Here is a 13,331-nt window from a genome sequence, read left to right on the forward strand (position 1 = left end):
CCTAGTCCTCCATGTCGAAGGTTCCGAGGTCGCCGATCTCGGTGGCGGGGATGTCGAAGCCGTATTCCGCTTCGAGCACGTTCCAGGCTTCTTCCGCCGACTCGACGAACTTGAAGAGCTGCAGGTCGACCTCGCTGATCATCCCGGTCTCGACCAGGTGCTCGAAGTTGACGAGCTTCGTCCAGAACTCGCGTCCGAAGAGCAGGATGGGCCGGCGGCGGCACTTGCCGGTCTGGATGAGCGTGAGCACCTCGAACATCTCGTCGAGCGTGCCGAAGCCGCCGGGGAAGCACACCAGCCCGATCGAGCGCATCAGGAAGTGCATCTTGCGCAGGCCGAAGTAGTGGAACTGGAAGCACAGCTCCGGCGTGATGTAGGGGTTGGGCGCCTGCTCGTGCGGCAGCACGATGTTGAGGCCGATGCTCTTGCCGCCCACCTCGTGCGCGCCGCGGTTGCCGGCTTCCATGATGCCGGGGCCGCCACCGGTCACCACGTAGATGGGCGAGGCAAGCTGGCGTGATTTCTCGGTGACGAGCGCCCCGAAGCGCCGCGCTTCGTCATAGAAGCGCGACATGCGGATGTGGTTCTCGGCGATGCGGATGGCGGTCTCGTTGTTGGCCGACTTCGCGTCGCTCAGCAGCCGCTGCGCCACGTCGGGCGGCACGATGCGCGCGCTGCCGAAGATCACGATGGTCGACTCGATGCCCAGTTCCTTCTGGATCAGCTCCGGCTTGAGCAGCTCGAGCTGCATGCGCACCGGGCGCAGCTCGTCGCGCAGCAGGAATTTCTCGTCGGTGAAGGCGAGGCGGTAGGCACTCTCGGGGCCGTCGTAGAGCGAAGGCGGCGGGCCTTGCAGCTCAGCTTCCTTCTTGGCCGGGAGGATGTTGCGGGCGGTGAGTTCTGTGCGCTTGTCCATGGGGTGCAGCTTACCCCTGGTTCACAGCAATGAGCGTTCCTTGCACACGACGCAATCAGGGGCGCGGGCGGTCTTGATTTCCGTCCACTCCATGCTGCGCGCGTCGAGCATCTGCAGGCGCCCGGCGAGCGACTCCCCGGTGCCGGCGAGCAGCTTCAGCGCCTCGGCCGCCTGCATGCTGCCGACGATGCCCACCAGCGGGGCGAAGACGCCCATGGTGGCGCAGCGCACCTCCTCGAAGGCGGCGTCGGGCGGGAAGAGGCAGGCGTAGCAGGGCGCCTGGCCATCGCGCGTGTCGTAGACGGAGATCTGGGCGTCAAAGCCGATGGCGGCTCCCGAGACGAGCGGCTTTCGGTGCTTCACGCAGGCGGCGTTGACTGCATGGCGTGTCGTGAAGTTGTCGGTGCAGTCGATTACCACGTCGGCCGCGGCGACCAGCTCGTTCAGCCGCTCGGGGCCGGCGCGTTCGGTGAGGGCCACGACCTGCACCTCGGGGTTGATCTCGCCGATCGACTGTTTCGCCGATTCGGCCTTGGGCCGGCCGACTCGGCTCATGTCGTGCGCGATCTGCCGCTGCAGGTTGGTGAGGTCCACCGTGTCGTGGTCGACGATGGTGATGCGGCCCACACCCGCCGTGCCCAGGTACAGCGCCACCGGCGAGCCCAGGCCGCCGGCGCCGATGACGAGGGCATGCGCATCGAGCAGCTTGCGCTGGCCCTCGATGCCCAGCTCGTCGAGCAGGATGTGGCGCGAGTAGCGCAGGAGCTGGTCGTCGTTCATGCCCGCAATGATCGCCCCAAAAGCGGCCCCAAAAGACAAACGCCCGCAGGCTGCGGGCGTTGTCGTGGAGCGCGGGCCGCTCAGTTCGTCGTCGAGGTCTCGGGCTTGCGCTCGACGGCGCTCTTGGAGACGACCACCGGCTTGCCCTTCAGGTGGTTGAGCGCCTGGGTGAGCTGGAAATCTTCGGCGCTGCCGAATTCGGCCGGGCGCTTCAGGGGCTGGGCGCCGGCCTTGGCGGCTTCGGCCTCCAGCTTCTTGCGCGCTTCCTCGCGTGCCTTCTCGCGGGCCACGTCCTTCACCTCGGGGCCCTGGCCACTGTTGAGGTGCTTGTCCAGGTCGGCTTCGCGCATCTGCAGGGCGGCGAAGATGTTGCCTTCGGCCGTCTCGTCGAGCATGACGTCGGGCACGATGCCGCGGGCCTGGATCGACTTGCCGCTCGGGGTGTAGTAGCGGGCGGTCGTGAGCTTGACCGAGGTGTTGGGGATGATCAGCTCGCGGCTCTCGGTCTGCACCGAGCCCTTGCCGAAGGTCTGGGCGCCCATGATCACGGCACGCTTGTGGTCCTGCAGGGCGCCGGCGACGATCTCGCTGGCCGAGGCCGAGCCTTCGTTCACCAGCACCACCATCGGCACCTTCTTCACCGCCTCGGGCAGGCCCTTGAGCGGGTCGAAGTTGCTGCGGCGGCTGTAGGCCTCGGGGACGGCCTTGAACTCGTGGCGCGACTGCGGCATCTGCCCGCGCATCGAGACAACCGTCACGCCCTGCGGCAGGAAGGCTGCCGAGACGGCGATGGCGCCGTCGAGCAGGCCGCCCGGGTCGTTGCGCAGGTCGAGCACGAGGCCCTTGAGGTTGGGGTCCTGGGCGTAGAGGTCGTTGAGCTTCTTGACGAAGTCGCCGACGGTGGGCACCTGGAACTGGCTCACGCGCAGCCAGCCGTAGCCCGGCTCGATCATCTTGGCCTTGACGCTCTGGGTCCTGATCTCGGCGCGGGTGATGGTGACCGGGAAGGTGCGGTTCTCGGCCTTGCGGTAGACCGTGAGCGTGACCTTGGTGTTGATCTCGCCGCGCATGCGCTTGACGGCCTGGTCCATCGTGAGGCCGCGCACGGCGGTGTCGTCGATGCGGGTGATGAGGTCGCCCGACTTGATGCCGCCCTTGAAGGCCGGCGTGTCCTCGATCGGGGTGACGACCTTGACCAGCCCGTCTTCCATGCTGATCTCGATGCCCACGCCGACGAACTTGCCTTCTACGTTTTCGCGGAACTCGGTGAAGCCCTTGCCTTCGAGGTACTGGGAGTGCGGGTCGAGCCCGGAGACCATGCCGGCGATGGCGTCACGGATGAGCTTCTTCTCGTCGACCGGCTCGACATAGTTGCGCTTCACCACGTCGAACACGACGGCCAGCTGCTTCATCTCTTCCAGCGGCAGCTCGGCCATGCTGCTGCGGGCGGTCGCCTGAAGTTGCATGGTGGTCAATCCACCAGCGAGGGCCCCCACGACAACCCAGCCAGCGACCTTGAGTTTGGCGCCCATATATGACCTGCTTCCTGCAAAAAAAGGAGATTTCACGCGAATTCAGTATAAAACTGCGACCCCGCTTGGAGGGGCGTGGTAGCACTAAGTTTCAGCCCTTTTTCCCGAGTCGGCGCGAGGAATGGCGCGGGGTGTGCAAAGAAACACGCAGGTCCTGAAAGGGCATCGCGGCGCTGGGTTTTCTGCTGGGTTTTCAACCCTGGGCCGCTGCCACCTCGAAGCGGCCGCGCCCGGCCCGCTTGGCCTGGTAGAGCGCCACGTCGGCGCGCTGGGCAAGCGACTGCACCGTGTCCTCGCCGTGGCGCGCGAGGGCCAAGCCCACGCTCGCGCCGATCGACAGCCGCTTGCCGTCGATTTCAAACACTTCGCCCAGGGCGCCGACGATCTTCCGGGCGACCGTGCCGGCTGCGGCATCGTCCCTCACGTCGGGCAGCACCACGGCGAACTCGTCGCCGCCCAGGCGGGCCAGCAGGTCGGTCGGGCGCAGCACCTTCTGCAGGCGCTGCGCCACGGCCACGAGCAGGGCGTCGCCGGTGGCATGGCCGTGCTCGTCGTTCACCGGCTTGAAGCGGTCGAGGTCGACCATCAGCAGCGCGATGGGGTGATGCTCCTCGTGGGCGCGCAGGAGGGCCTCGCCCACGCGCAGGTCGAAGCCGGCGCGGTTGAGCGCGCCGGTCAGCGGGTCGGTCTGCGAGGCGTCGAGCAGGATCTGGTGCTGGCGCTTGTGGCTGGTGATGTCTTGCGACAGGGCCACGAGGCCGGCCACCTGGCCCTCTGCGTCGCGGAAGGGGATGTAGGTGGTCTCGAAGTACTGGTGGCCGTCGATGCAGGACTCGAACATCACCCGCTGGCCGGACAGCGCCAGCTCGATGTTGGGCCGGCGGCGCTCGTATTCCGCCTCGCCAAGCACCTCGCGCGCGTGCAGGCCGGCCAGCCGGCCCTGCGGGCGTCCGACCCACTGGTCGAAGGCGTCGTTGGTGAAGAGGTAGCGCTGGTGCCTGTCGGCCACGGCCACCAGCACCGGCAGCGTGGCGGCCACCACCTTGAGGATGGACTCGCTGCGCTGCAGCTCGGTGCGGGCGCGGATCTCGTGCGAGATGTCGCGCATGACGATCGAGTAGGTCTCGACCTCCTGGCGCTCGTCGCGGTGCGCGATGAGCATCTCGCTGACGTCGATCTCCTTGCCGTCGCCGCGCAGCACCGAGGTCTCGCCCACCCACAGGCCGGTGGCGAGCGCGGTGGGCATGATGATGTCGCGCACCTGGGTCTCGCGGTGCGCCGGCAGGAAGTCGTCGAAACGCATGTGCTCGATCGGTGCGTCGGGCTTGATCTCCATCATCTGCCGGCCGGCCGGGTTGACGTAGAGCAGCTGCCCCTGGGCGCTGACCTGCGCCACGACGTCGGTGCTGCGCTCGAAGATGGCGGTGAGCATGCGCTGGGCGCGCTGCTGCTGGACGCGGTCGGTCACGTCTTCGATGGAGCCCACATGGCCGATGAGCTTGTTGTCCACCAGGAGCGGGGCGGTGCGCACCGAGAGCATCACCTGCTGGCCGTCGGGCCGGGTCACGTGCAGGGTGTTGCGCAGCGGGGCGAGGCCGGCGGTCGCCTGGCGCCAGGCGGCCAGCATCGGCTCGCGCTGTGCCGGGTCGAGGAGGTCGCTCCAGCCCCAGGCCATGCGCTCGCGCGGCAGGCCGGACTTCTGGAAATAGGCGTCGTTGGCGTAGGTGGTCTCGCCGAGGGTGTCGGTCATGAAGAGACCGAGCGGGAAGGCGTTGCTCACCGCGTCGAACTGGGCCCGGCTGTGGCGGGCGCTGCGCTGGCTGCGGGCCAGCGACCACGAGAAGACGATGCCGGCGAGCGTGAGCAGCGTGAGGATGCCGATGCCGAGGTTGCGCCGGGCGTGGAAGGCGGCCAGCAGCTCGTCGCGCTCCTGCGAGACCAGCACGGTGACCGGGTACTGGCCCAGCCGCTCGAAGGTGGCCAGGCGCCGATCGCCCACGCCATAGGCGGCGGAAGTCTCGAAGGCACCCTGCGCGCTGCCGGGCGGCATCTGGGCGGGGCGGTCGGCCAGCACGTTGCGGCCGATCAGGGTCTCGGAGTAGGGCGTGCGCACGATCACGATGCCGGTCGAGGTGGTGAGCGAGATGCCGCCGGCCGGCTGCTCGCGCAGGCGTTCGTGGATGGTGCTCAGCTGCGGCAGGTCGACCCAGGCCACCAGGCCCACGGCCAGGCCTTGCGGGCCTGCGACCGGCGCCGACAGGCGGCGTGTCAAGGGCCAGCGCCAGGGTTGGCCGGCAGCCTGGCGCAGCGGCTCGCCCACGCGCATCTCGCCGGCGGCGTCCGGCAGCTGCACTGCCGGCATGCGCTCGAGCCAGGCGGGCGAGCCGGGCACGGGCACGGCCTTGCCGTCCGCGTTGACCAGCGCCACCCAGACCAGGTCCTTCGGGTGGCGGCTGAAGGTCCGCAGCAGCTCGCCGAGCGCGTCGTCGAGCTGCGGCGAACGGGCCAGCCACTGCTGCGCCACGTCGAGCCGGGCTTCGGTGACGCCGAGCAGGTCGCGCGTTTGCTGGGCGGCGGCGTTGTTGACCAGGCGCAGTTGCTTCTGCGCGCCTTCGACCATGCGCCGCTCCTGCACCACCGCAAAGCCGAGCACCAGCCCCCACAGGATCGCCAGCAGCAACGCGACCGCGATGAAGGGCCCCCAGGCGAGCAGCCGGGAGTAGGGCTTGACCGCGGTGGGCAGCTGGTGCGGTGTCACTTCTTGACGGGTTTGCGCGCCGGCGGGCTGGCCTCCGGTGGGCGGCTGGCGGCACCGGGCACGATGCCCGGCGTGTTGATGCACTTCAGCGTTCGCGGGGCCATGGCGTAGGTGCTCGTGCCGGCCACGTTCTGCTCGAGTGCTGCCGACAGCAGCGCCGAGCGGGCCGTCTCGCAGGCGAGGTTGGAGTTGAAGGTGGCGACCAGGTAGGGGTTCATGCCGTAGGCCGTGACCATGAAGGCGAAGAGCGATACCACGGGAGCGTCTCCTTGGAGAGTCTGGGCGGACGGGCCCTGATGCTGGTGCGCACCTTAGCGGAAGCGCATTTCGTTACAGCGCGGAAGAGTTGGTGATTTGGGGCTCACTTTGCCGGATGGTCCACCAGGCCGGGAGGAGTCTGCGGACCCGCGGGCCGGTGAAGCGGTCGTCGATGAGGTGGATCACGCCTTCGTCTTCGGTGGTGCGGATCACCCGGCCGGCGGCCTGCACCACCTTCTGCAGGCCGGGGTAGAGGTAGGCGTAGTCGTATCCGCGCTCGGGGCCGAAGCGCGCGTCCAGGCGCTTCTTCATCTCTTCGTTCACCGGGTTGAGCTGGGGGAGGCCGAGCGTGGCGATGAAGGCGCCGATCAGGCGGTCGCCCGGCAGGTCGACCCCTTCGCCGAACGAGCCGCCCAGCACCGCGAAGCCGACGCCGCGCCCTTCGGGCACGAAGCGGGCGAGGAAGGCCTCGCGCTCGGGCTCGCTCATGCCGCGCGACTGCTCCCACACCGGCACCTCGGGCGCGAGGGTGCGGAAGGCGGCCAGCACCTGGCGCAGGTAGTCGAAGCTGCTGAAGAACGCGAGGTAGTTGCCCGGCCGACGGGCGTATTGCTCCGCGATCAGCCCGGCGATCGGCTCGACCGACGCCGCCCGGTGCTGGTAGCGGGTGGAGATGTGGCGTGCGACGCGCACCTCGAGCTGCCCGGCCGAGAAGGGCGTGGGGACGTCGACCCAGACGGTGTCGTCGGGCAGGCCCAGCAGGTCGGCGTAGAACTCGCGCGGCGTGAGCGTGGCCGAGAAGAGCGCCACCGAATGGGCCACCGCCAGGCGCGGCCCGAGCTGCGGCGCCGGCACCACGTTGCGCAGTGTGATCAGCGCCAGCGGCTTGCGGCCGGGCGGGCCTTGCAAGGTGACGTCGACCAGCCAGTTCTCGTCGGCCAGCTCGTGCACGCGCGAGAAATGCAGCGCATCGAAGTAGAAGCGCTGCAGCTCGCCGTCGACGGCGCTGGTGGGGTACTCGGTGAAGTGGTCGGTGATCGCCGAGGTGGCCTTCTGCAGGGCCTGGCTGAAGGCCTCGGGCACGGCGGGGTAGACCTGGTAGGGCGTGGCCTGTGTGGCCTGCGGTTTGGCCCAGTCGTTCCAGGCCTTGTTGAGCTTGGCGAGCACGCTCTTCAAAGCGGCCGGCGCGGTGCGGCGCATCGCCTTCAGCGCGGCCTGGTCGAGGTCGGCGCTGTACATCATGCGGCTGCGCTCCAGCAGGTTGTGCGCCTCGTCGATCAGCACCGAGACGCGGCTGCCGCGCGCGAGCGTGAGGCCCATCAGCAGGCCGCCGATGTCGAGCAGGTAGTTGTAGTCGCCCACGATCACGTCGGCCCAGCGGGCGAGCTCCTGGCTCAGGTAGTAGGGGCAGACCTGGTGGGCGAGTGCGACCTCGCGCACGGTGGCCTTGTCGAGCATCGGGCGGGCGAGGGCCTCGGCCCGCGCGTCGGCCAGGCGGTCGTAGAAGCCGCGTGCAAGCGGGCACGATTCACCGTGGCAGGCGAGCTCGGGGTGCTCGCAGGCCTTGTTGCGCGCCACGAGTTCCAGCGTGCGCAGGATCGGCCGCGCGGGCTGGCCGGACTGCAGGCGCTCGGCGGCTTCGAGCGCGAGCTGGCGGCCCGAGCCCTTGGCGGTGAGGAAGAACACCTGGTCGAGTTGCTGCCCCGGCATCGCCTTGAGCATGGGGAAGAGCGTGCCCACCGTCTTGCCGATGCCGGTGGGCGCCTGCGCCATCAGCACGCGCCCCTGCACCGTGGCGCGGTAGACGGCCTCGGCCAGCTCGCGCTGCCCGGTGCGGAAGTGGCCGTGCGGGAAGGGCAGCGCCGCCAGCGTCTCGTCGCGCTGGCTGCGATGGGCCACCTCCTGCTCCGCCCAGGCGAGGAAACGCTCGCAGTGCGACTCGAAGTGCGAGCGCAACTCCTCGGCGCTGCAGGCCTGCGTGAAAACCTGCTCGCGCTGCGAGGCGATGTCGAAGTACACGAGCGAGATGTTCATCTCGTCGAGATCGAGCCCGTCCTTCTGGAGCTTCAGGCACATCAGCCAGCCGTAGACCTTGGCCTGCGTCCAGTGCAGCACACGGTGGTTGGCCGGCTGGCGCGCGAGGTCGCCGCGGAAGGTCTTCACCTCCTCCAGCGTGCGGCTGTGGCGGTCGTAGCCGTCGGCGCGGCCGCGCACGGTGAGGAGCTTGTACTCGCCGCTCACGCTCACCTCCGACTCGTAGCCGTCACGGGCCCGGCGGGCGGCCACGGTGGCGTGGCCGGCCTGGCCCTCGAGGGCGGTGGGTGCGGGGGTGAAGCGCAGGTCGAGGTCGCCCGACTTGGCAGTGAACTCGCACAGCGCGCGAACGGCGATCGCGTAGGTCTTCAAGGCGCTTGAGGCACGCCTGCCGGGCGCACTACAGCAGCGAGACCGGCGGCTTGGCCGGCTGTTCGCGCATCTTGTCGACCAGGGCCTCGGCCTTTTCCAGCTCAATGTAGACCGTGGCGAAGAGGGTCGCCACATCAGCCAGCTTGGATTTCGCAACGCCGGCAGCCGGGTTGGTGATCAGCGCTGCCGTGATGGTGGCAGATGGTTGCAGCAGGTCTCGGTTCATGGCGCGCTTTCGGAAGTGTGGACCATCGTACTCCACGGTCCCTCGACCCCCTGTGCGGTGCACCTACACTGCCGGGCTGCGCGAAACGAATCGCCCATCGAACCTCATGATCCCTCCGGTGCACGCCGCGACGACCGATGACACGCCACCGCTGCTCGCCGCGGTGGGCCTGGCCTGCCGGCGCGGCGACCGGGTGCTGTTCAGAGGGCTCGACCTGCCGCTGCGGCGCGGCGAGGTGGTGTGGCTGCGAGGCGCCAACGGCCGGGGCAAGACGAGCCTGCTGCGCCTGCTGGCGGGACTGTCCACGCCGGAGGCCGGCCAGATCCGCCGCGAGGGTGAGCTCCTCTACGTGGCCCATGCTAACGCGCTGAAGGAAGACCTGTCGGTGCTGGAGTCGCTGCGCTTCCTCGCGCGGCTGCACGGCCGCGACGTCGACGACGCCGCGTTGACCGAGGCGCTGCGCCAGTTCGGCATGGCCACGCGCCGCAACGCGCCGGTGCGCACGTTGTCGCAGGGCCAGCGCCGGCGGGTCGCGCTGTCGCGCCTCGCGCTCGCGCCGTCACCGGCGGTGTGGGTGCTCGACGAGCCCTTCGACGCGCTCGACGTCGAGGGCATCGCGTCGCTCAACGAGGTGATCTCGCAGCACGTGCAGCGCGGTGGCGCGGTGGTGTTGACAAGTCACCAGGCCGTGACGCTCGCCGAGCCGGTGCCGACCGTGCTGCAGCTGGACGAGGTGGCGGGATGAGCGCGTTCACTGCGGTGCTCGCGCGCGACCTGCGCCTCGCGGCACGCCGCCGCATCGAAGCCCTGTTGCCCATCGCGTTCTTCACCGTGGCCGTGAGCCTCTTTCCTTTCGGCGTGGGCCCCGAGCCGCAGACGCTGCGCATCATCGCCCCCGGCGTGGTGTGGGTCTGCGCGCTGCTCGCGGCCATGCTGTCGGTGACCCAGCTCTACGCCACCGACCACGCCGACGGCTCGCTCGAGCAGATGCTGCTTTGCGGCGAGTCGCCGGTGCTGATCGCCACGGCCAAGGCGCTCGCGCACTGGCTGCTGACGGGGCTGCCGCTCATCGTGGTGGCGCCGCTCTTCGGCGTGATGTTCGACATGCGCGGCGAGGCCATTGCCGCCCTCACCTTCGGCCTCGTGCTGGGCACGCCCATCCTGAGCCTGCTCGGCGGCCTGGGCGCCGCGCTCACGCTGGGCTTGCGCAGCGGGGGCGTGCTGCTGATCCTGCTCATCCTGCCGCTGTGCATCCCGGCGCTGATCTTCGGCGCGGGGGCGGTGGGCGCGGTGGAATCGGGCGTGTCGGCTGAAGGACACTACTCGCTGCTGGGCGCCTTGCTCATCGCCACCGCGCTGCTCGCACCCTGGGCCACGGCTGCAGCCCTGCGCATCTCGACCGATTGACTCACCAACTGACGAGAACCTCATGAACTCGCCATTGCGTCTGTACACCTTCGCCGCGCCGTCGCGCTTCTACCGGCTGGCGGGCACGCTGATCCCCTGGCTGTGGGCCGCGACCATCGTGCTTGCAGTCGTCGGGCTCTACATCGGCTTCTTCGTCGCGCCCACCGACGCGACGCAGGGCGAGGCGTACCGCATCATCTTCATCCACGTGCCCGCCGCGTGGATCTCGATGGTGCTCTACCTGGCGATGGCCTTCTGGGCGGGCCTCGGCTGGGCCTTCAAGACGCGGCTCTCGTCGATGGTGGCGAGGGCCATCGCGCCGACCGGCGCACTCTTCACCTTCATCGCGCTGTGGACGGGCGCCTTCTGGGGCAAGCCCACCTGGGGCACCTATTGGGTGTGGGATGCGCGGCTGACGTCGTACCTGATCCTGCTCTTCCTCTACCTCGGCTTCATCGCGCTCACCGAGGCGATCGACGATGCACGGCGTGCCGACAGCGCCGGCGCCCTGATCGCGCTGGTCGGTGCCATCAACGTGCCCATCATCTATTTCTCGGTGAAGTGGTGGAACACGCTGCACCAGGGCGCGACCATCAGCATGACCGCCGCGCCCAAGATGGCCAGCACCATGCTGACCGCGATGCTGATCATGACCTTCGCCTTCTGGGCCTATGCGTTTGCGGTGGTCTTCATGCGAACGCGCGCGATCGTGCTCGAGCGCGAGCGCGAAGCCGACTGGGTGGCCGCCGAACTCAAGGGAGAAAAAGCATGAACTGGGGCAGCGCCTCCGAATTCTTTGCGATGGGAGGCTACGGCCTCTATGTGTGGGGCTCGTACGCCGTGGCCCTGCTGTGCATGCTGGCCGAGCCGCTGATGACCGCGGCCCGCCACAAGCGGGCCCGCCACAACGCCCTGCAGGCAGCCGAAGACGACGGCCGATGAGCGGCCGCTTCGTGATGAAGGCGCTGCCCCGCGCCGTGTGGGGAGCCGTGTGCGTGCTGGCCTTGGGCACGGCGAGGGCGCAGGCTGTCGTCGAGCCGGCGGCCGCGGCCGCATCGGCGCCTGTGGAGGCACCGGCCGCGCCGGCGCCGGCGCCTGCGGCCAGCAGCCCCAGCCTGCCCCGGGTAGAGATCACCGGCCGCAGCCAACGGGCGCCCACCAGCCGCAGCGTGATGACCGGCGATGAGCTGCGCACCGTGCCCGGCACCGCCGGCGACACGATGAAGGCCCTGCAGGCCCTGCCCGGCGTGGCGGTGGCCGACGACAGCAGCAGCGCCCCTGCCGTGCGCGGCTCGCGGCCGGACGACAACCTCTACTACGTCGACTTCCTGCCCGTCGGCTACCTCTTCCACATGGGCGGCCTGACGAGCACGATGCACAGCGAGCTCGTGCGCCAGTTCGACCTCTACAGCGCGGCCTTCGGCCCGGAGTACGGCGACGCCATCGGCGCCGTGCTCGACGTGACCTTGCGCAACCCGCGCACCGACCGGCTCGGCGGCGTGCTCAACGTGAGCCTGTTCGGCGCCGATGCGCTGATCGAAGGGCCCATCAACGAGAAGCAGTCGTTCTACTTCGCGGTGAAGCGCAGCTACCTCGACCTGGTGCTCAACACGGTGGAAGACGACGACTCCGGCGTGATCGTCACCGTGCCGCGCTACTGGGACTATCAGGGCAAGTACATCTGGAACCTCAACGAGGACCACCGGCTGAGCTTCCATGCGACAGGCGCCGCCGACAAGCTCGACTTCCGCGTGCCCGGCGGCTCGACCCTGGGGACGCAAGACCCGGTGCTCGCCGGCGACAGTGCGATCGGCACCTCGTACGGCACCCAGGCCGTGGTGTGGGATGCCGACTTCGGCCCGCGCCTGCGCAACAAGCTGGCCGTCGGCAGCACGCTCGACCGCAACACCAGCTCGGTCGGGACCGCGCTGCGCGCGACCTCTCGTGCGTACACGACCTTCCTGCGCGAGCAGCTCAAGTTCAAGCTCGCCCCGCGGCACGACACGACGCTCGGCGGCTCGGTCGAGTCGATCAAGCTCCGGTACGACATCGACGCGCAAAACGCCCGCTGCACCGAGTTCGAGCCCGATTGCGACTACACCAGCGCACCGCGACAGCAGGGGCGCGACACGCTGCGCGCCCGATTCGGCAATGCCTACGCCAGCCACCGCTGGCAGGCCACCGACGCATGGGCGGTGAGCGTCGGGGCGCACCACACGCGAGACGGCTACCTCGGCCGCCGCTACACCGAGCCGCGCATCGGCCTCGAATGGCAGGCGACGCCGGCGACCACCTACACCGCGGCATGGGGCCGCCACAACCAGTTCCCGGCGGGCGAACAGGTGATCGCCGGGTTTGGCAACACCGGCCTGTGGCACCTGCGCGCCACGCACAGCGTGCTCGGCGTGCAGCAGAAGCTGGCGAAGGGCTGGTCGTGGAAGCTCGAGGCCTACCAGAAGAAGTTCAGCGACTTCGTGGTCGCCGACCCGACGGTCAACTACATCAACGGCGGCAGCGGCCGCTCCCGCGGTGCCGAGCTGCTCATCAAGAAAGACCCGGCCGCCGGCGGCCGGCTCTCGGGCTGGTTCGCCTTGAGCCTGTCGAAGGCGCGCCGCCAGAACGACGTGACCGGGCGCGAGTTCCCGTTCGCGTTCGACCAGCCGGTGATCGCCCACCTGGTGGCGCAATACCGCATGAGCGAGCGCTGGATGTTCGGCGCGAAGTGGAGCTACCACACCGGCTCGCCCTACACGCCCATCCTCCGCGGCGAGCAGGACCCGGCCGATGGCCGCTACCGCCCGGTCTACGGTGAATTGAACAGCGATCGACTGTCGCCCTACCACCGGCTCGACCTGCGCGCCGACTGGAAGCTCTCGCCGAGCTTCAGCTTCTACGGCGAGCTGATCAACGCGTATGCGCGCAAGAACCCTTCGGGCTACAGCTACAACGCCGACTACAGCCAGCGCAAGCTGGTGACGCAGCTGCCGCTGTTCCCGTCGTTCGGCGTGAACATCAGGTTCTGACGACGTTCGCGGGCTGTGCTGCATC

12 protein-coding genes are annotated in these 13,331 nt (G+C 69.1%); 5 read left to right on the forward strand and 7 right to left on the reverse strand.

What is annotated here, in order from left to right; all coding sequences use genetic code 11:
• Position 1 precedes the first annotated feature (1 nt).
• The 7 genes from JI745_RS21930 to JI745_RS26535 form a co-directional block, all read right to left on the reverse strand.
• Positions 2-916, reverse strand: coding sequence for a TIGR00730 family Rossman fold protein (locus tag JI745_RS21930; protein WP_201811808.1), 915 nt, complete (start codon positions 914-916; stop codon positions 2-4).
• A 21-nt stretch (positions 917-937) separates the two neighbouring features.
• Positions 938-1,696, reverse strand: coding sequence for a HesA/MoeB/ThiF family protein (locus JI745_RS21935; RefSeq protein WP_201811811.1), 759 nt, complete (start codon positions 1,694-1,696; stop codon positions 938-940).
• Positions 1,697-1,776: 80 nt separating this feature from the next.
• Positions 1,777-3,228: a S41 family peptidase gene (locus JI745_RS21940; protein ID WP_201811813.1), complete on the reverse strand. Its 1,452-nt coding sequence runs from the start codon at positions 3,226-3,228 to the stop codon at positions 1,777-1,779.
• 193 nt (positions 3,229-3,421) lie between these two features.
• Complete coding sequence (locus JI745_RS26530) at positions 3,422-5,986, reverse strand: diguanylate cyclase domain-containing protein (RefSeq protein ID WP_201811822.1); 2,565 nt, start codon at positions 5,984-5,986, stop codon at positions 3,422-3,424.
• Positions 5,983-6,243, reverse strand: coding sequence for a hypothetical protein (locus JI745_RS21950; protein ID WP_201811824.1), 261 nt, complete (start codon positions 6,241-6,243; stop codon positions 5,983-5,985). Before JI745_RS21950 ends, JI745_RS26530 begins: the two co-directional genes overlap by 4 nt.
• 73 nt (positions 6,244-6,316) lie before the next feature.
• On the reverse strand, positions 6,317-8,650 hold the full coding sequence (locus tag JI745_RS21955) for an ATP-dependent DNA helicase (protein ID WP_236675089.1): 2,334 nt from the start codon (positions 8,648-8,650) through the stop codon (positions 6,317-6,319).
• 28 nt (positions 8,651-8,678) lie between these two features.
• Positions 8,679-8,876, reverse strand: coding sequence for a hypothetical protein (locus tag JI745_RS26535; protein WP_236675090.1), 198 nt, complete (start codon positions 8,874-8,876; stop codon positions 8,679-8,681).
• Between the two features lie 106 nt (positions 8,877-8,982).
• Here JI745_RS26535 and ccmA point away from each other — a divergent pair, with 106 nt between their 5' ends.
• The 5 genes from ccmA to JI745_RS21980 are packed head-to-tail and all read left to right on the forward strand — an operon-like array spanning position 8,983 to position 13,306.
• Positions 8,983-9,621 (forward strand): cytochrome c biogenesis heme-transporting ATPase CcmA, encoded by a 639-nt coding sequence (gene ccmA / locus JI745_RS21960; protein WP_201811828.1) that lies wholly within the window; start codon positions 8,983-8,985, stop codon positions 9,619-9,621.
• Positions 9,618-10,283, forward strand: a complete 666-nt coding sequence (gene ccmB / locus JI745_RS21965; protein WP_201811830.1) for a heme exporter protein CcmB — start codon at positions 9,618-9,620, stop codon at positions 10,281-10,283. Before ccmA ends, ccmB begins: the two co-directional genes overlap by 4 nt.
• A 22-nt stretch (positions 10,284-10,305) precedes the next feature.
• Positions 10,306-11,055 (forward strand): heme ABC transporter permease CcmC, encoded by a 750-nt coding sequence (gene ccmC, locus JI745_RS21970; protein ID WP_201811839.1) that lies wholly within the window; start codon positions 10,306-10,308, stop codon positions 11,053-11,055.
• Complete coding sequence (ccmD, locus tag JI745_RS21975) at positions 11,052-11,225, forward strand: heme exporter protein CcmD (RefSeq protein WP_201811841.1); 174 nt, start codon at positions 11,052-11,054, stop codon at positions 11,223-11,225. Before ccmC ends, ccmD begins: the two co-directional genes overlap by 4 nt.
• Positions 11,222-13,306: a TonB-dependent siderophore receptor gene (locus tag JI745_RS21980; protein ID WP_201811844.1), complete on the forward strand. Its 2,085-nt coding sequence runs from the start codon at positions 11,222-11,224 to the stop codon at positions 13,304-13,306. The genes ccmD and JI745_RS21980 overlap by 4 nt, the downstream gene beginning before the upstream one ends.
• Positions 13,307-13,331: the final 25 nt, after the last annotated feature.

This window comes from Piscinibacter sp. HJYY11 (genome assembly GCF_016735515.1).
GTDB lineage: Bacteria > Pseudomonadota > Gammaproteobacteria > Burkholderiales > Burkholderiaceae_C > Rhizobacter.

What these genes read in the sequence shown, in the direction of transcription:
- ccmD (WP_201811841.1), top strand. Translation starts at nt 11,052, where the DNA reads ATGAACTGGGGCAGCGCCTCCGAATTCTTTGCGATGGGAGGCTACGGC.
- JI745_RS21935 (WP_201811811.1), bottom strand. Translation starts at nt 1,696, where the DNA reads ATGAACGACGACCAGCTCCTGCGCTACTCGCGCCACATCCTGCTCGAC.
- JI745_RS26535 (WP_236675090.1), bottom strand. Translation starts at nt 8,876, where the DNA reads ATGAACCGAGACCTGCTGCAACCATCTGCCACCATCACGGCAGCGCTG.
- ccmA (WP_201811828.1), top strand. Translation starts at nt 8,983, where the DNA reads ATGATCCCTCCGGTGCACGCCGCGACGACCGATGACACGCCACCGCTG.
- JI745_RS21980 (WP_201811844.1), top strand. Translation starts at nt 11,222, where the DNA reads ATGAGCGGCCGCTTCGTGATGAAGGCGCTGCCCCGCGCCGTGTGGGGA.
- ccmB (WP_201811830.1), top strand. Translation starts at nt 9,618, where the DNA reads ATGAGCGCGTTCACTGCGGTGCTCGCGCGCGACCTGCGCCTCGCGGCA.
- JI745_RS21940 (WP_201811813.1), bottom strand. Translation starts at nt 3,228, where the DNA reads ATGGGCGCCAAACTCAAGGTCGCTGGCTGGGTTGTCGTGGGGGCCCTC.
- JI745_RS21930 (WP_201811808.1), bottom strand. Translation starts at nt 916, where the DNA reads ATGGACAAGCGCACAGAACTCACCGCCCGCAACATCCTCCCGGCCAAG.
- ccmC (WP_201811839.1), top strand. Translation starts at nt 10,306, where the DNA reads ATGAACTCGCCATTGCGTCTGTACACCTTCGCCGCGCCGTCGCGCTTC.